Annotated in this window: 16 protein-coding genes and 4 tRNA genes; 13 read left to right on the plus strand and 7 right to left on the minus strand. The window is 39.5% G+C overall.

Annotated features, from left to right (window positions below):
* Positions 1–8: 8 nt before the first annotated feature.
* From H5118_RS16990 to H5118_RS17000, 3 genes are read right to left on the minus strand one after another with little or no spacing between them, the layout of a single operon-like run.
* Positions 9–551 (minus strand): acireductone dioxygenase, encoded by a 543-nt coding sequence (locus H5118_RS16990; RefSeq protein WP_182725053.1) that lies wholly within the window; start codon positions 549–551, stop codon positions 9–11.
* Complete coding sequence (gene mtnC, locus H5118_RS16995) at positions 548–1,234, minus strand: acireductone synthase (RefSeq protein ID WP_182725054.1); 687 nt, start codon at positions 1,232–1,234, stop codon at positions 548–550. The genes H5118_RS16990 and mtnC overlap by 4 nt, the downstream gene beginning before the upstream one ends.
* Positions 1,231–1,860, minus strand: coding sequence for a methylthioribulose 1-phosphate dehydratase (locus H5118_RS17000; protein ID WP_004334937.1), 630 nt, complete (start codon positions 1,858–1,860; stop codon positions 1,231–1,233). The genes mtnC and H5118_RS17000 overlap by 4 nt, the downstream gene beginning before the upstream one ends.
* Before the next feature lie 108 nt (positions 1,861–1,968).
* Here H5118_RS17000 and H5118_RS17005 point away from each other — a divergent pair, with 108 nt between their 5' ends.
* From H5118_RS17005 to H5118_RS17020, 4 genes are all read left to right on the plus strand, one after another.
* Positions 1,969–3,111, plus strand: a complete 1,143-nt coding sequence (locus H5118_RS17005; RefSeq protein ID WP_182749559.1) for a methionine aminotransferase — start codon at positions 1,969–1,971, stop codon at positions 3,109–3,111.
* Positions 3,099–3,872, plus strand: coding sequence for an amidohydrolase (locus H5118_RS17010; protein WP_182749560.1), 774 nt, complete (start codon positions 3,099–3,101; stop codon positions 3,870–3,872). Before H5118_RS17005 ends, H5118_RS17010 begins: the two co-directional genes overlap by 13 nt.
* A 75-nt stretch (positions 3,873–3,947) precedes the next feature.
* Positions 3,948–5,363, plus strand: a complete 1,416-nt coding sequence (locus H5118_RS17015) for a mannose-1-phosphate guanylyltransferase/mannose-6-phosphate isomerase (protein WP_182749561.1) — start codon at positions 3,948–3,950, stop codon at positions 5,361–5,363.
* Entirely contained in the window at positions 5,341–5,976 is a 636-nt protein-coding gene (locus tag H5118_RS17020) for a hypothetical protein (RefSeq protein ID WP_259397996.1), read from the plus strand. The genes H5118_RS17015 and H5118_RS17020 overlap by 23 nt, the downstream gene beginning before the upstream one ends.
* Before the next feature lie 40 nt (positions 5,977–6,016).
* On the opposite strand, the gene H5118_RS17025 is transcribed toward H5118_RS17020, so the two are convergent.
* The 3 genes from H5118_RS17025 to H5118_RS17035 form a co-directional block, all read right to left on the minus strand.
* Entirely contained in the window at positions 6,017–8,173 is a 2,157-nt protein-coding gene (locus H5118_RS17025) for a response regulator (protein WP_154903838.1), read from the minus strand.
* A 166-nt stretch (positions 8,174–8,339) separates the two neighbouring features.
* Positions 8,340–8,996, minus strand: a complete 657-nt coding sequence (locus tag H5118_RS17030; protein WP_004334929.1) for a response regulator transcription factor — start codon at positions 8,994–8,996, stop codon at positions 8,340–8,342.
* Positions 8,997–9,215: 219 nt separating this feature from the next.
* On the minus strand, positions 9,216–9,584 hold the full coding sequence (locus H5118_RS17035; protein WP_004334923.1) for a histidine triad nucleotide-binding protein: 369 nt from the start codon (positions 9,582–9,584) through the stop codon (positions 9,216–9,218).
* Between the two features lie 92 nt (positions 9,585–9,676).
* On the opposite strand from H5118_RS17035, the gene H5118_RS17040 reads away from it, so the two are divergent.
* The gene (locus H5118_RS17040) at positions 9,677–10,276 is read left to right on the plus strand and encodes a DUF2057 domain-containing protein (RefSeq protein ID WP_004334921.1); all 600 of its coding nucleotides are present in this window, start codon (positions 9,677–9,679) and stop codon (positions 10,274–10,276) included.
* Positions 10,277–10,334: 58 nt separating this feature from the next.
* On the opposite strand, the gene H5118_RS17045 is transcribed toward H5118_RS17040, so the two are convergent.
* Entirely contained in the window at positions 10,335–12,176 is a 1,842-nt protein-coding gene (locus H5118_RS17045; protein WP_182749564.1) for a M1 family metallopeptidase, read from the minus strand.
* A 143-nt stretch (positions 12,177–12,319) separates the two neighbouring features.
* Here H5118_RS17045 and murB point away from each other — a divergent pair, with 143 nt between their 5' ends.
* The 8 genes from murB to H5118_RS17085 form a co-directional block, all read left to right on the plus strand.
* Positions 12,320–13,327 (plus strand): UDP-N-acetylmuramate dehydrogenase, encoded by a 1,008-nt coding sequence (murB, locus tag H5118_RS17050; RefSeq protein WP_182749562.1) that lies wholly within the window; start codon positions 12,320–12,322, stop codon positions 13,325–13,327.
* On the plus strand, positions 13,327–14,319 hold the full coding sequence (birA, locus tag H5118_RS17055) for a bifunctional biotin--[acetyl-CoA-carboxylase] ligase/biotin operon repressor BirA (RefSeq protein ID WP_024606311.1): 993 nt from the start codon (positions 13,327–13,329) through the stop codon (positions 14,317–14,319). The genes murB and birA overlap by 1 nt, the downstream gene beginning before the upstream one ends.
* Complete coding sequence (locus tag H5118_RS17060) at positions 14,316–15,026, plus strand: type III pantothenate kinase (protein WP_182749563.1); 711 nt, start codon at positions 14,316–14,318, stop codon at positions 15,024–15,026. The genes birA and H5118_RS17060 overlap by 4 nt, the downstream gene beginning before the upstream one ends.
* Before the next feature lie 126 nt (positions 15,027–15,152).
* Positions 15,153–15,228: transfer RNA gene (locus H5118_RS17065), tRNA-Thr, on the plus strand.
* Positions 15,229–15,268: 40 nt separating this feature from the next.
* Positions 15,269–15,353, plus strand: a tRNA-Tyr gene (locus tag H5118_RS17070).
* 44 nt (positions 15,354–15,397) lie between these two features.
* Positions 15,398–15,472: transfer RNA gene (locus tag H5118_RS17075), tRNA-Gly, on the plus strand.
* Between the two features lie 11 nt (positions 15,473–15,483).
* Positions 15,484–15,559, plus strand: a tRNA-Thr gene (locus H5118_RS17080).
* Between the two features lie 129 nt (positions 15,560–15,688).
* Positions 15,689–15,813, plus strand: a 125-nt coding sequence (locus tag H5118_RS17085) for a GTP-binding protein (RefSeq protein WP_033023824.1), incomplete at its 3' end; no start/stop codon positions are given.

Genomic DNA, 15,813 nt, shown 5'->3' on the forward strand with positions numbered 1-15,813 from the left:
TGGCTAACTTACGATAATAGCGGAAATTGCTCTGCAATAGACGAGGCAGTGCTTTTTGCCACCCAGCCTTCTGTATTGTTAAATAAGCGAATGGCAGTAAACTCAGGGTCGCTTCCCATATCAAACCAATGCGGGGTAAGTTCAGGCACTGAAATTAAATCGCCTTGTTGGCAAAGTACCTGGTAAACCTTATTGCCTAAATGCAGGCAAAATAGCCCTTGGCCTTTTACAAAAAAACGTACTTCGTCTTCACTATGAGTATGTTCAAATAAAAACTTTTTGCGCAGCTCTGATGCGCCAAGATTACCTTTAGCTAGAGATATAACGTCTACTGTTTGATAGCCATTTTCGGTTTTTAACCGATCTATATCGTTTTTGTACGCACTAATAATTTGCTCGTGGGTGGTGTGCTCATTAATATCTGCATTTGCTTGCCACTGTTCAAAACGTACGTTTACTTTAGCTAGTTGCTTTGTAATATCATCAGCATTTGATGTGCTTACAAGTGCTTTGCTTGCATCGTTGTCAGCATATATTGTTAATTGGCTCATACTAATTGCTCCAATTTAAATTGGCTAAAGTCATTAATATAAGGGTGTGCTTTAGTGCTTGCTTGCCCATCACGAATTAAATGTAGTGTTTTTAAGCCCGCAGCTTGCGCGGCATCAAGCTCACTGGCTACATCACTTAAAAAGAGTATTTCTGCTGCTTTAAACGGTAACAGCTCAACAATGGTGTTATAGGCCATTTGCTCTTGTTTTGCGCCAACTTTGGTGTCAAAAAAGTCAGTAAACAAGCTGCGAATGTCACCATAATCACTGTATTTAAAAAGTAGCTGCTGCGCTTTTACTGACCCTGACGAATACACATATAAAGCTATATCGTTGTTGTACTGAGCTTGTAAAAAATCAAATGCATCTGGGTATAAATGACCTTTAAAATCACCGTGTTCATACCCTGTTTGCCAAATCAAGCCTTGTAACTGCTTAAGTGGAGTGATTTTTTTATCTTCATCAATCCAGGTAAGTAAAGTGCTAATGACTTCTTCAATATCGGCGTTTGGCTTTTCGATAAGGGCTTTTACGGCACTAATTTGCTCAGCTACATCTGGCTTATTAGCATTGGCACGTACAAAGGTAGGTAACTGTTTTGCTGCGTAAGGAAACAACACCTCTTTAACAAACGAGATACGGGTTATTGTGCCTTCGATGTCGGTTAAAATGGCTTTAATCATTTAGTTACTCCCGCTTGAATACCTATTATTTTTAGGCGCTCTAGTTCGCAGCTAAATAAAAACTCTAAGGCTTCTAGGTGGCGACGAACTTCATCAATATTACGTCCTACCGCATATAAACCATGACCACGTATCAGTACGCCGTGCTCTATAGGCGTGTGTAAATGATGGTCACTGACCAGTAGGCTTAATCGATCAATATCTTGATCGTTATCGAAAATAGGAATGCTCAGCGTTTCTAAATGCGAAGTAAAGCCGCTCAGTGCTTTTTGCATTTCATAGCCTGTTAAATCAAGCTGATGCCCTTGGGTAATTTGCGACAGTACGGTAGCGGCTACAGAGTGAGTATGCAAAACACACTGCGCATCAGGTATTAGCTGATACAAACTTAGGTGTAATTGTGTTTCTGCCGATGGTTTTACAGCTCCTGCTAGGCGCTCGCCTTGGTGATCTAATTGCAAAAAATGCTCTTGCGTCAGTGAGCCTTTATCGTGCCCACTTGCTGTAACAACAAAGCCAGTGCTAGTACGAGCTGAAAAGTTTCCGCCTGTTGCGGGTACCCAGCCTTTTTGGCTAACCCATTTTCCGGCTTCAATAAGTTGTGAAATAGCGGTATTGTTTTGCATACATTCCTCACTAATGAGCGTAAAGTTAATTGTTTTTAGACGGCTATACTTCTGTTTTAAGCAATGATAGCATCGCTTTAAGCGCAAAACCATCATTAAGGGCATCACGTGTTTGAAAGTAAATTACCAAATTTAGGCGTTAGTATATTTAGCCAAATGAGTGGGTTGGCTAATGAGTTTTCGGCAATTAATCTCTCTCAAGGCTTTCCTGAGTTTGATGCTCCTGATCTTTTAAAAACGCAGTTAAATTATTATGTGCAGCAGGGCGTTAATCAATATTCACCTTCAAGTGGTGTACCACGATTACAGCAACAAATTGCTGATTTAGCAAAGCGCGAATATGCAGCTGATATAAACGCAGCTGATCAAGTGACTGTTACCTCGGGTGCAACAGAGGCATTGTTTGTGGCTATTCAAACAATTGTACGCCCAAATGATGAAGTGATTGTATTTGACCCTGCATATGACTCTTACCAACCGGCAATTGAACTCGCTGGTGGAAAGTCGGTACACATTGCTTTAAGTGCGCCAAATTACACTATTGATTGGCAAGTAGTAAGCCAAGCTATTACTAAAAATACCCGTGCAATTATTATTAATACGCCTCATAACCCAAGCGGTAAAATATTACAGCCACAAGATATAAAAGCGCTTAAAGAGTTAGTTGGTACTCACAATTTGTATGTAATAAGCGATGAGGTATATGAGCACATTACGTTTGATGAACAACCGCATTTAAGCGTATTACGCGATGATGAATTATTTGCCAAAAGCTTTGTTGTATCGAGTTTTGGTAAAACGTTTCACAGCACGGGCTGGAAAATGGGGTACTGTATTGCACCTGCCGATTTAGCTGTCGAATTTAGAAAAATTCATCAGTACGTTACGTTTTCAAGTTTTACCCCCGCACAGCATGCGCTTGCCGATATGCTCGAGCAGCAAGGTGAGCATATAGATGAGCTAAGCGGGTTTTATCAGCAAAAACGCGACTTATTAGCGAGTCATTTAATTAACAGCCGTTTTAAAATTTTACCTAGCCAAGGAACTTACTTTTTATTGTTAGATTACAGCGATGTATCGGATTTAAACGATGTTGAATTTTGCCATTGGTTAGTTGAGCAAGCCGGTGTTGCGGCTATTCCGTTAAGTGTTTTTTATCAAAATCCACCAACCGACAAAGTAATTCGTTTATGCTTTGCTAAAAACGACAACACTCTCATAGAGGCTGCGCAAATATTATGTCAACTTTAACCATTACAGCATTGCAAAGCTCGCTTTATTGGCTTGATAAAGATGCTAATTTAGCCATGTTTAATAAGCAGCTTGAAGCAATTACGCATCAGCCCGATCTTATTTTACTGCCCGAAACATTCTCGACTGGCTTTGCCATTAATTTAGATTGTGCAGAGCCTGAAAACGGTAAAGTACTGACGTGGTTAAAGGCGCAGGCTCATAAACATAATGCGGTTATTTCCGGTTCGGTACTTGTTGCACAAGGCGATAAAAAAGCGAATCGGTTTTATTGGGTAAAACCCGATGGTGAGGTGAGTTATTACGATAAGCGCCATTTATTTCGCTTAGGAAGCGAGGGCGATTATGTTGTAGCAGGGCAAGCGCGCAAAGTTTTTGAAATCAATGGTTTTAAACTATTACCGCAAGTATGCTATGACCTGCGCTTTCCGGTATTTCAACGTAATAATAACGACTACGATGTAATGATAAACGTAGCAAATTGGCCGGCTGTACGCCGCCATATTTGGGATACGTTACTTATGGCGCGTGCAATGGAAAACCTGTGTTACGTAGTAGGTGTTAATCGTGTGGGTGACGACGGTAATGGTGTGGCGCACAATGGCGGTACGGCAGTATACGACTTCAAAGGTGATGCGTTAACTAAAGCGCAAGATAACACTGAGCAACTAGTTACTATCACGCTTGAAAAAGCGCCACTGGATGAGTTTAAAGCAGCGTTTCCTGCCTATTTAGATGCAGACTCTTTTACATTAATATAAACACGTTAATTTAGCGCAGAGCCAATAAAGTGTTAAAATAGTCGCTGATATTTTTGTTGGCGGCTAATGTACATTATGAACACTTTAATCACTCCTGTAATTTTAGCAGGTGGCATAGGCTCTCGCTTGTGGCCGCTCTCTCGCCAAGCAATGCCTAAACAATTTTTACCACTACTTAGTGAAAACACGTCATTACTGCAAAGTACATTGGCGCGTGTTTCTAATGAGTTGTTTGATAATACTATTTTAGTGTGTAACGAGCAGCACCGATTTATTGCCGCCGAGCAGGCTGAAAGCTCAATTCCTAGTGCATTATTACTCGAACCCAAAGGTAAAAATACCGCTCCTGCCATCGCATTAGCCGCCCACTATGCACTGCAAAATGGGATTACCGGCCCGCTATTAGTGATGCCTGCCGATCATCATATTGAAAACTTTGATGTATTAACGGCTAAGCTCCCTGAAGTTGTAAAACTTGCTGAGCAAGGAAAGCTAGTGACGTTTTCGATTACTCCTACAGAGCCTCATACTGGCTATGGTTATATAAAACAAGGCGCGGCTATTGTTGGAACGGGTTGTTACGATGTTGCACAATTTAAAGAAAAGCCTGACGTAGATACAGCGAACCGCTATTTAGCTCAAGGTGGTTATAGCTGGAATAGCGGCATGTTTTTATTTACCCCTGCAGCCTATTTAAAAGAGCTCGAACGGTTTGCGCCAAAAATAGCAACGAGTGTCGCTGCAGCGGCGCAATTTACTAAAGATTTAGAGTTTACCCGCCCAAGCAACAGTGCGCTTGAACACTGCCCAAGCGATTCAATTGATTACGCCATTTTAGAGCGCAGTAATAACGTAGTTGTTATGCCTGTTGATTTAAAATGGAGTGATGTAGGTAGTTTTTCATCCCTTGATGCGCTTACAAAAAAAGATGAAAACGGTAATAGCTTAAATGCTAATTATATGGCTCAAAAAAGCACTAATAACTTAGTTATTAACGAGGCTGAACACACTATTGCTACGCTTGGAGTTAGCAATTTAGCAATTATTCATACTCATGATGCCACGTTAATTGCAAACCAAAATGAGCTAGATTCTCTGCCTTTGTTGCTTAAGCAAATTGCTACAACACAGGCTGATAAACTTAACCATCATCAAGTGGTTTTTCGCCCATGGGGGAATTACCGTACTTTGGTTGAAGGCACTGGCTTTAAAGTTAAAAAAATTACTGTTAACAGCGGTGCTAAGCTTTCGACGCAGCGCCATCAGCATCGTGCTGAACATTGGGTTGTGGTTTCGGGTATTGCAGATGTGTGTATTAATGAGCAAGCGTATACGCTAACGCATGACCAATCGTGTTATATCGCGGCTAAGCAAATTCATAGTTTGGCTAATAATCAAAAAGACCCGTTAATTGTCATTGAAGTGCAAACCGGTACTGTACTTGATGAAAGCGATATAGAGCGATTTGATGATAAATATGGAAGGGGTTAAAAATAAAATTCATGCCAAAAAGGACGTTTCAATATTAATGAGTAAAGTCATTTATAAAATCACACCTGACGTGAATCATTATCGAGTCATATTTCCTGATGATGAAACTTTATGTGAATCTGAGTTATGGAAACCTAATACTTCTACAAAAGAGTCTACACTGATAAATTTTAGTGCCCATTATAATAATGAAAAAGAGACGCCGATAGGTGATATGACAGCAATAAATTTACAGGGTCTTGCTATAAGGGATCATGTAGCAAATGAATTGGCAGAGATTTTTGAAGATTCGGGAGAGTTACTGCCTTTCCATGTCGGTGATGATAATTGGTACTTTTATAATGTCACTCGAAAAATAGAGGGTATATTAAATGTTGAGATGAGTACTTTTATGCTGCCAAGTTTAAATATCGGATTACAAAAAGCGGTGTTCAAAAAAGAAAAACTACCAAAGCATAGCTGCATATTTAAAATGCCAGAAGACCGATTTGAAGGCACTTACGTTTTTGACTCTCGTGTAAATGATAAAGATATTACTTTAAACCTATTTTGTGCCTTGCAAGCCCATGGCTTTACTGGGCTTAGCTTTGAAGAGGTTGCGAGGTTTGATTAACCTAAAGTAAAATTTAAAAAACTTAAACGCTTTTTTAATTTCACTCTAACTGTCCTCGCACAAACTTTAAATATTGCTCTAAGCTGCGTTGCCACAGATCTAGCGCTTCATCAAGCATATCGTTATGTGGCTTTTTATCGAGTAAACGGCGCTCTATTTTTTTAAGCTCAATACCATAGCGATTAAAACCAAGTTGCAGAGCGGTACTTGCTTGGCGATGTAAAAGCTTAATGCATTGCTCTGGTTGTTGGTCAATAAGCTTTTGACAGCGAGTTAGCTTGTTGCGGGCTGAAAGCACAAATTCATTATAAATTGAAGACACTTCATCTTCACTAAATGAGCTGGTAAGTGTTTCGGCCGCTGTTTTGTCATACAAGGTATCAATAAGCTCTACTGCAATGCTCGCAGTTTGATTAGATTGAGAGTCACTAAGTGCTTGGCGAAGCTTTTCATGCTTAATAGGCTTGCCTACAATGTCTTTTATTCCTAATTCTAAATACTCTTTTACTTCGTCAGGGCTAAGGCTTGCAGTAAATGCGAGTACTGGCGTTCGTTGATTTTTATGATCAATGCGTTTTAGACGTTTAAGTACTTCTTGGCCTGTTAAATCAGGTAGGTTCATATCAAGCAAAACAACATCGAAGTGGTGAGCTTGCATGAGCTCTATGGCACTTTTCCCATCTTTTGCGAGCTTAATTTTGTGTTCATCGTCGGCCATAAATTCTATAGCAATTTTTTGATTTAAATCTAAATCTTCAACCAGTAATACATCAAGACCTGTTAAGTAATCTTTAGTTTGATGGCGCTGCTCTACAAGGCTTAATTCACCTAAAGTAAAAGTAACGGTAAAGCTAAATACACTACCAGTACCAAGCTGGCTGGCTATTTCGAGTCGGCTACTGAGCTTTTCAAGCAGGCGGCTAGTAATAGCTAAACCAAGGCCGGTTCCGCCTTTTTCTTTTCCTGCGCTACTTTGTACATAAGGTTCTGTTAAGTAGGCTATCTCGTCATTTTCTATACCTGGTCCTGAATCTTTGACACTAATTTTTATCGTGTGCTCAAGTTGTTTTTCTAATACTAAATCAACCTGAATTTTAACGGTTCCGTGATCTGTAAATTTAATAGCGTTACCGACTAAATTAATAATTATTTGTCTAAGTTTTTGTTGGTCGCAGTAATAACAGGCTTGCTCAGGAATATTATAGATAAGCTCAAATTTTAGCTGCTTTTGCTCGGCCATTGGGCTTAGTAATAAACATAAATTATTAAGCCATGTTTTAAATTCTACATCTTCTTCGTAAAGCGCTTCGTCACTCTGATCTAGGCTCGCGTAATCAAGGACCTTATCTACCAACAAGTTAAGTGATTCGGCAGAATTTATAATTGCCTCGCAATAGGCTTTATTGCGGGTATCACTTGTTTGGTTCATAACAAGTTGGGCACTGCCTAAAATACCGTTTAGTGGGGTGCGAATTTCGTGGCTTATTGTTGATAAAAAGAGCCCGCGAATTTCTAAATCTTTTTGTGCTTTATCGGCGAGTTTATTGAGGTGCTGCTCTCTGCGCTCATTACATAATAACGCCATACCTGCAGCATAAAACATGGGAGCAATTACGCCATTTAAAAATAGCAAAGAGCTAAACCAGCCGTTTACTAAAAGATTTTTTTGTTCAATGTTATCCATAAATAACGAGCGGCCAATAAAGCTCAAAGCAACAAGCGTTAAAATGGTTATGTATACAATGCTGCCATTAGGGTAGGGTTTGCGCGCGTACTTAATAAATATAAAGAGTAAAAAGCCGGCTTCTGCTATGTGCTGTATATCGGATGCAATCACTCTTTCGTGTAAAGATGGGTCAAAAAAGGTGTAATAGCCAAGCATTACAGTGCAAAAAGCAGTTACTGAGCAAAGTAATTTAAAACCAATACCGTGATAATTTAAAAACTGACTGAGCGATAAACAATGCACTATTGATGCGGCAAACATCATGCTACTAGCAGCGCTAATAATCACTAAATTATGTGTATCACCAACAAGCGTAAAACCAATAACAGAGCCTAATAGCAATATGGGATAGAAAATGCATAGCAGCGTGCCCGATATTTGTTTGTTTGTTCGCCATGTTAAAAAGTTAAGTAAGGTCATTACAACCATGATGGCGATGCTGGCAAAATAAAGAGTGAAAGAGTCGAGCATTAATATTCCAGCAAAGTAGTTTTAAACTAAGATTATCAAAAGTATACACTTATACCAATTATCAAAACAGATTACTTAGGCAATCAAATTGGTATTAAATAAGTGTGTAACACATACAAAAACAGACACCTAAGTGTCTGTTTTTAATTTTAAACTAAATATATGATTAACGAATTTCATCAGGGATATTTTGTTGTGCCCAAGATAGGAGCTCAATACGGTTACGACATTTAGTTTTTCTAAATGCGCTATATAAATGTGTTTTAACTGTGTGTGGACTGATACTTAAATCTTCAGCGATTTCTTTATTCTTCGAACCTTTACTCATTAGTGAGATTATTGCTTTTTCTCGCTTAGTAAGTTTAACAGGCTCAATATCCCCTTCGGTTAGTTTATGCAGCGCATCTTTATTAAATTGCAGCATACGATTTAATGCATTACACATAATATCGCGACGGTACCAAAGCTGATCTTCAAGTAGTAAACGAATACCTTTCATTAATACATCGGCGTTATCTGTTGTGTAAAATACGCCACGAATACCGCTCAACAATGCACGATTAGCAAGCTCAGGGTTCTCGTCTAGATTAAATAATATGATATCGCATTTAATACGTAGGTTTACTAGTTGTTCTTTTAGTTTTCCCCATGCATCCTTGCTAGATGTTTCGATAAACAAAAGTCGAGTCCCTTCAGGTATATCTAAAATATTAGTACCCGTGGTTACGTCAAGGCCTTGCGTTTTTAACAAAGGTTCTAAAACGTTAATACCAATAGTGTTAATTGGCTCTTGATCTAATAACAAAAAGGCTGAACTGCTCATGTTTTTATACTCTTTTATAAAGCTGACTGTTTAAGTTTATCACGACTTCCGCACCTTTTGTATTAGAAAGTCGCTGAAGCACTCAATAACAAATACGATTTTACGATTATTTAAACATAAAATGTTGCAAATAAGTAACTGTTTATTCTTTATAACCATGAAAAATCATAACATTTGTAACTAATTGGTTGAGCAGAATAGTTAGATAAAAATTTTTAATTAATTTACTTTTTTTACATTTTGGTAAGGTGGCCATCCCATTTCTTTACCGCCAAGCATATGTAAATGTATGTGATAAACGGTTTGTCCACCATGTTCGTTACAGTTCATGACCACGCGGTATCCGTCCTCAGCAAAATTGTGCTGCTTAGCTAATTTTGCCGCAACAACGTATAAATTGCCTACTAAATGTGAGTTTTCAGGATTTATATCATTTATAGTAGCAATTGCTTTTTTGGGGATAATTAACACATGAAATGGCGCTTGTGGATTTATATCTTTAAATGCGAGGGTGTCTTCATCTTCGTAGACAATGTCGGCCGGAATTTCACGATTAATTATTTTGGTAAAAATAGTCTCTTGGCTCATAGTGTGTTCCTAATTAAGTGTTATGAATTTTAAGCTCACTAATGACAAACTTTCAAAGCAGTGTCAAACTGAAATCAAATAAAGGAGTTAATATGCTTAAACCAATTTTAATAAGTAGTGCAGTTGCATTACTACTTAGTTTTTCGGCTAATGCTGAAAATATTCACTTTCCAGAAGAAATTGTACCACTACAAGTGGGCGATAAAATGCTAGAAAGCTCTTTGTTTAGCCGTATTGATGATGTAGAGCTTGCGCCAGGAACTTACCAGCTTAGGCTAAAATATACCGATTTATATGAAGATGATTATGACACGCATGAAGTTGTGGAGTCGGAACCATTTTGGGTAAGTGTAACTGTTGAAGCAGGTAAAGATTATACCTTAGTGTTTAATCGTGCTGAAAATGCAGTATCTGCAAAAGTATTTGCAGAAGCACCACAAGTTAGTTTAAAAGCAAAAAGTAGCGCTGTTGCTAAGCCTTTAAGTGTTATTTCTAACACGCAGCTAGCAAGCAATAAACCGGTAATGCAAAATACAATGCCTGCAGGACCTTCTCGTCCTAGTCAGCCAATAAAGCCGATAGCACCAATTACAGGTAAAGGCATGCCAAGTGCGCCGCAAATGCTTGATTTTTGGTGGCAACAAGCCACAACTGCAGAGCGTAAAGCTTTTTTAGAAAAAGTGACAAAGTAGAAAAATAGCAAAACAAAAGGGCCAAATTTGGCCCTTTTTAGTTTCTAGTTAACGCTATTTATTCAAATAATGCGTCAATAGTACCTTGTGCAAGAGGGTGATACCCAGGGCGTGCTTTTAAGTACACGCTTTGTGCCCACTCTTTTTTACCGTTAGTGATAAGGGATTTATATAATGGGACAATTAATTTACGACGGCCAATACCTGATAAGTGCTTATCAAGTGCAGGGTAAATTGGTTGATAACCATTTCCTACTGCTAGCATAAACCAAGCAAATGCACGTTCGGCATTAGTTGACTGTGTTAGGTTAAATTCTGAGTCAAGCTCTACCATGTGCTCTTGGCTTAAATCACGTGGTAAGTTATTTAAAAAGTGTAGCCACTCATGCACAGACCAATCAGCTGTTGGCAGTTGAGCTGCAGTTGTGTCGCCTTTTAGCCATGCTGCTGTTGCAGTATCTACTTTATCAAATGCATCAGAAGTAGGGTTTGGCGCATCATTTGGTAATCCAGGTTCAAAAATCCATTCGTTTACTTTATCCATGCTTACAACACCAGGATACTTTTCAATTAAGTTAGCTTTTAAGTAAGTAACAAATTGCGCGGTAGTAAGTGATTTAAACGAAAACTCTTTAAAGTACGCTTTTACAAACGGGTCAAACTTATCGCGACCATATTTGTTTTCTAGGTAAATTAAAAATAATTGACCTTTAGTGTAAGGCACTGAACTGAATGCATCGTCTGGGTCGCGGCCGTTAAGTTTTAAATTAAGGCGTGTATCTGGTGCATCAATTGTTTTAAGTTGTGCGCGTAAAGACGCTGAATCAAGTGCTTGTTCCATAACCGCACGGTCACTGCCAAATACTTCTTCCATAATGCGGTTTTCAACGTACGAGGTAAAACCTTCGTTTAACCATAAATCTTCCCACGTTGCGTTAGTTACTAAGTTACCTGACCAAGAATGAGCAAGCTCATGAGCAATAAGGTTAACTAAGCTTTTATCACCGGCAACAACCGTTGGAGTAATAAATGATAAGCGTGGGTTTTCCATGCCACCAAACGGAAAACTTGGTGGTAGCATTAATAAGTCGTAGCGACCCCATGCATATTCGCCGTACATCGCGTTTGTTTTATCGATCATGGCTTGGGTGTCGTCAAATTCAGCAACAGAGGCATCTAAAATTGTCGGTTCAGCAAATATGCCTGTTTGATGCGACATTGCTTTAAATTCTAAGTTACCTGCGCCAATAGCAATTAGGTAAGGTGAAATTGCTTGTGGCATATCAAAAATGTAGTCGCCATCTTTATAAAGCGCATCTTTGTTATCGGCACTCATTACAGCACGTATATCTTTTGGTGTATGAATTCGTGCAGAGTAAGTTACACGCATTGCGGGTGTATCTTGCACTGGGATCCAACTACGTGCATGAATTGCTTGCGACTGGCTGTACATAAATGGATGCGTTTTACTTGCCGTTTGCTCTGGTGTTAACCATTGCAGGCCTGAAGCTTCTGGACGACTGTTGTAATAAATACGAACTACTTCAGCTTGGTTTTTAAACACAATAGTAAGCTTTGAACCTTTAACGTCATCTCGCTTAGCTAAATCAAAAGTCGCTTTTTTCCAGTTACCGCTTTGATCTTTGTACATTACTTTATCAATGTCTAAGTCGCGGGTATCAAGTACGAGAGTTCTACTTTTGCTGTTGTTCCACTGAAGAGTATGCTCTACAAAACCTTCTAACTGCTTGTCGGCAAAATCGACATCTAAATCAAGGTTTAAGTGAGTAGTAACAACATCATCAAGGTTAGCATACGAGTTTTGGTCAATCGCATTAGCCATTGCTTGCGAACACATACCCGCCATAGCGAGGCTTAAAAAAAGAGGTTTAATTTTCATCATTACTCTGAACACAAATAAAAAAGTGCTGGTTTTATATCACGATTGACACGGCGGGTTGAGTGATTTTTACAATCTAGTGCCACATTTGCGACGATGAGGTAAACTATTGCGATTAGTTACCGGTATTTTTAGAGAGCTTTGTGGCGCATTCATTACACTCCTTACATACATTCGCATTAAACAGCCAATGCCAAAATTTTGTTGAAATTACTCAGCTTGAGCAACTTAAAACGCAAAATTTTAGTGCCCCGTTTTGTTTGCTGGGCGAGGGCAGTAATACCGTATTTTTAAATGACTACATGGGTACGGTTATAAAAATAGCTTTAAAAGGTATTAAAATTACCGAGCGCGAGAGCGACACACTAATAAGTATTGCCGCAGGCGAAAACTGGCATCAACTAGTTAGCTATTTATTAGAGAAAAATATACCAGGGCTTGAAAATCTAGCACTTATACCGGGCACTGTTGGCGCATCGCCGGTACAAAACATTGGTGCTTATGGCGTTGAGATAGCTAAATTTGTTGAGTTGGTAGAGTACTTTGATATAACCACTAACACTATGCATTTATTAAATAACGAGCAATGTGAATTTGCTTACAGAGATTCAATATTTAAACATGCCCTTAAAAATAAAGCGGTGATCACGCAAGTACACTTAGCGCTCCCAAAAAAATGGCAACCAGCATTAAGTTATGGCCCTTTGCAGCAGCTCTCAAGCATCACCCCGCAAGCTGTATTCGATCAGGTTATAAAAACGCGTGATAGCAAATTACCTAACCCATATACACTTGCCAATGCGGGCAGCTTTTTTAAAAACCCTATAATAACCAACCAGCAGTTAGCTGAACTATTAAAGCAATTTGCCGATTTACCTCATTACGAATATGGGCAAAGTCATCACAAGGTCGCGGCAGGTTGGTTAATCGATCAAAGTGGTTTAAAAGGGCACCGCGAGGCAGGTATAGAAGTGCATCAACACCAAGCTCTAGTACTTGTTAATCACGGAAATAGTGAAGGCAGCGACCTAATAAAAATGATTAAACACATTCAGCAAGTTGTTTATACGCGTTACAACATTATGTTAGAGCACGAAGTACGTTTAATGGATGCACGCAGCGAATGCCATATTAACGCGGAGCCTAAGTAATGAAAGCACCTGATGGAAACAAACTCGCTATTTTAAATGCACTCAACCAAGGAGGGTTTGTATCTGGTCAAGCCTTGGGTGAAAAGCTAGGTATTAGCCGAGCTGCGGTAAGTAAACATATTAAAACGTTACAAGAAATGGGCTTGGATATTTTTAAAGTGACTGGCAAAGGCTATTGTTTGAATAGTCAGGTGGGCCTTTTAAATAAAACGCAAATTGATCAGCACTACAAAGCGCTAGGTGCAAATACTGCCGATGTAGAAGTACACCCTATTATTGATTCGACTAACAGCGAGCTTATGCGCCGTATACAGGCCAAAACAGCGCTTGAGTCTGGCACTGTTATTGTTGCTGAAATGCAGCAAGCAGGACGTGGTAGACGCGGCCGTGTTTGGCAATCCCCATTTGGCGCTAATTTGTATTACAGTTACTTTTGGCGTTTAGATGACGGCTTACAAGCTGCAATGGGCGTATCAATTGCGGTAGGCCTAGCTGTTTATGATGCTATTAAAGCGTTATACCAAGTTGACGTAGAACTTAAGTGGCCTAACGATATTTATATAAATAAGCAAAAACTTGCAGGTGTATTGGTTGAATTAGATGGACAACCGCAAGGACCTTGTCAGTTAGTGATTGGTATCGGTATTAATTTACAAATGCCTGAGAGCTTTAGTCAGCATATAGACCAAGCGTGGACCGACTTAAATCAACATACTCAAAAGCTTGATAAAAACCAACTTGTGGCTTCTCTTACTCATCATTTGGAGCAGCGTTTAGCGCAGTATCGTCAAACGGGTTTGCAAGCTATGTATGAGCAATGGAATTCGCTCAATGCGTTTGCTGGTGAATATGTTGAACTAAACACAGGGCACCGAAGTTGGCGTGGAATATGTGAAGGTATTGACGCACAAGGTGGAATACGAATTCGCCAAGACGGGGAAGTAAAAAGTTATTACGGCGGGGAAGTCTCCCTTAGAAAGGCGCAATTATGAGATTATTGATCGACGTAGGAAATACATCATTAAAAGCTGTGTTGTGGCATAACGAGCAAGCACAACCGGCAGATATAAATAACCTGCCTTGGTTACAAATAACCGAAGTGATTTATGCATGTGTAGGGCGCAGTGATTTACTAAACGATATTCTCGCGCAAGCGGCTAGCAATAATATTATTTGTTTTGAAGCCAAGGTAACCAAAACGCTTGGAGATCTTGTATGCGCTTACGAGCATGTAGCTAACTTAGGCATAGACAGGTGGCTTGCGCTTATTGCTGGATTTACGTTATATCCAAACACAGCATGCATTGTTGTTGATGCGGGTACTGCGACAACAATTGATGTGCTTAGTAGTGAAGGGTTGCATTTAGGTGGCTGGATTTTACCTGGGCTTGATTTAATGACCTCATCACTTACACAAAATACTCAACGTGTTTTTGATGATGGTAAAACTCCATTTACCAATGAACTGGGTGAAAATACGCCTAATGGTTTAAAAAATGGTGCTTTAGTGGCAACCATTGGAGCAATTGAGCAAGCTAAGTTGCACTTAACGGATAAAAAAACAGAGCAAAAAGTACAAATAATTTTTGCTGGTGGCTATGGCTTGCTTTTACAACAGCAATTTGAGGGAAGTATTTTTGATTCATTACTCGTAATGAAGGGGTTAAATTACTGGCACCAGCTAAGCAAAACAACATAAAAAAGTGCAAAAAACGTGTTTTCGCGTGAATATTGAGCATTTAAACTAAAAATTTACACTTTTTTTAATTTTATAGTTGCATCCCAATAAACCTTACTCTAATATCTCGCCCCGTACTAAAGCAGTGCCGACTTAGCTCAGCTGGTAGAGCAACTGACTTGTAATCAGTAGGTCAACCGTTCGACTCGGTTAGTCGGCACCACTTTCCTTTTACCGGAAGTGAATTAGTAGAGAATTATCGTGGAGGGGTTCCCGAGCGGCCAAAGGGATCAGACTGTAAATCTGACGGCTCAGCCTTCGCTGGTTCGAATCCAGCTCCCTCCACCACTTTATTCTTGACGGTTAGAGGTAGTTTAAGAACAGATTTTTATGCGGGCATCGTATAATGGCTATTACCTCAGCCTTCCAAGCTGATGATGCGGGTTCGATTCCCGCTGCCCGCTCCAGTTCTTGTGTTGCTGATATAGCTCAGTTGGTAGAGCGCACCCTTGGTAAGGGTGAGGTCGGCAGTTCGACTCTGCCTATCAGCACCAGTCCTAAGAATCTCCTTGATTACTTCCTTTATCTGTCAGAAAATACTATTTGAAAAAGATTAACTTAATCTACCTTTGGTGGATTATTTTCATATGTAATTTAGATACACAAAACTGATAGGTTCCGTCATGGCAAAAGAAAAGTTTGAACGCGTAAAACCGCACGTAAACGTTGGTACAATCGGCCACGTTGACCACGGTAAAACTACACTAACTGCAGCAATCACTAACGTACTTGCAAAAGTATACGGCGG

Origin of the sequence: Pseudoalteromonas sp. SR41-1, assembly GCF_014164015.1 — a bacterium.
Lineage (GTDB): Bacteria > Pseudomonadota > Gammaproteobacteria > Enterobacterales > Alteromonadaceae > Pseudoalteromonas > Pseudoalteromonas distincta.

Bases quoted from the DNA above. Each gene is read 5' to 3' on its own strand.
- H5118_RS16990 (WP_182725053.1), bottom strand. From the start codon at position 551: ATGAGCCAATTAACAATATATGCTGACAACGATGCAAGCAAAGCACTT.
- mtnC (WP_182725054.1), bottom strand. From the start codon at position 1,234: ATGATTAAAGCCATTTTAACCGACATCGAAGGCACAATAACCCGTATC.
- H5118_RS17000 (WP_004334937.1), bottom strand. From the start codon at position 1,860: ATGCAAAACAATACCGCTATTTCACAACTTATTGAAGCCGGAAAATGG.
- H5118_RS17010 (WP_182749560.1), top strand. From the start codon at position 3,099: ATGTCAACTTTAACCATTACAGCATTGCAAAGCTCGCTTTATTGGCTT.
- H5118_RS17015 (WP_182749561.1), top strand. From the start codon at position 3,948: ATGAACACTTTAATCACTCCTGTAATTTTAGCAGGTGGCATAGGCTCT.
- H5118_RS17020 (WP_259397996.1), top strand. From the start codon at position 5,341: ATGATAAATATGGAAGGGGTTAAAAATAAAATTCATGCCAAAAAGGAC.
- H5118_RS17025 (WP_154903838.1), bottom strand. From the start codon at position 8,173: ATGCTCGACTCTTTCACTCTTTATTTTGCCAGCATCGCCATCATGGTT.
- H5118_RS17030 (WP_004334929.1), bottom strand. From the start codon at position 8,996: ATGAGCAGTTCAGCCTTTTTGTTATTAGATCAAGAGCCAATTAACACT.
- H5118_RS17035 (WP_004334923.1), bottom strand. From the start codon at position 9,584: ATGAGCCAAGAGACTATTTTTACCAAAATAATTAATCGTGAAATTCCG.
- H5118_RS17040 (WP_004334921.1), top strand. From the start codon at position 9,677: ATGCTTAAACCAATTTTAATAAGTAGTGCAGTTGCATTACTACTTAGT.
- H5118_RS17045 (WP_182749564.1), bottom strand. From the start codon at position 12,176: ATGAAAATTAAACCTCTTTTTTTAAGCCTCGCTATGGCGGGTATGTGT.
- birA (WP_024606311.1), top strand. From the start codon at position 13,327: ATGAAAGCACCTGATGGAAACAAACTCGCTATTTTAAATGCACTCAAC.
- H5118_RS17060 (WP_182749563.1), top strand. From the start codon at position 14,316: ATGAGATTATTGATCGACGTAGGAAATACATCATTAAAAGCTGTGTTG.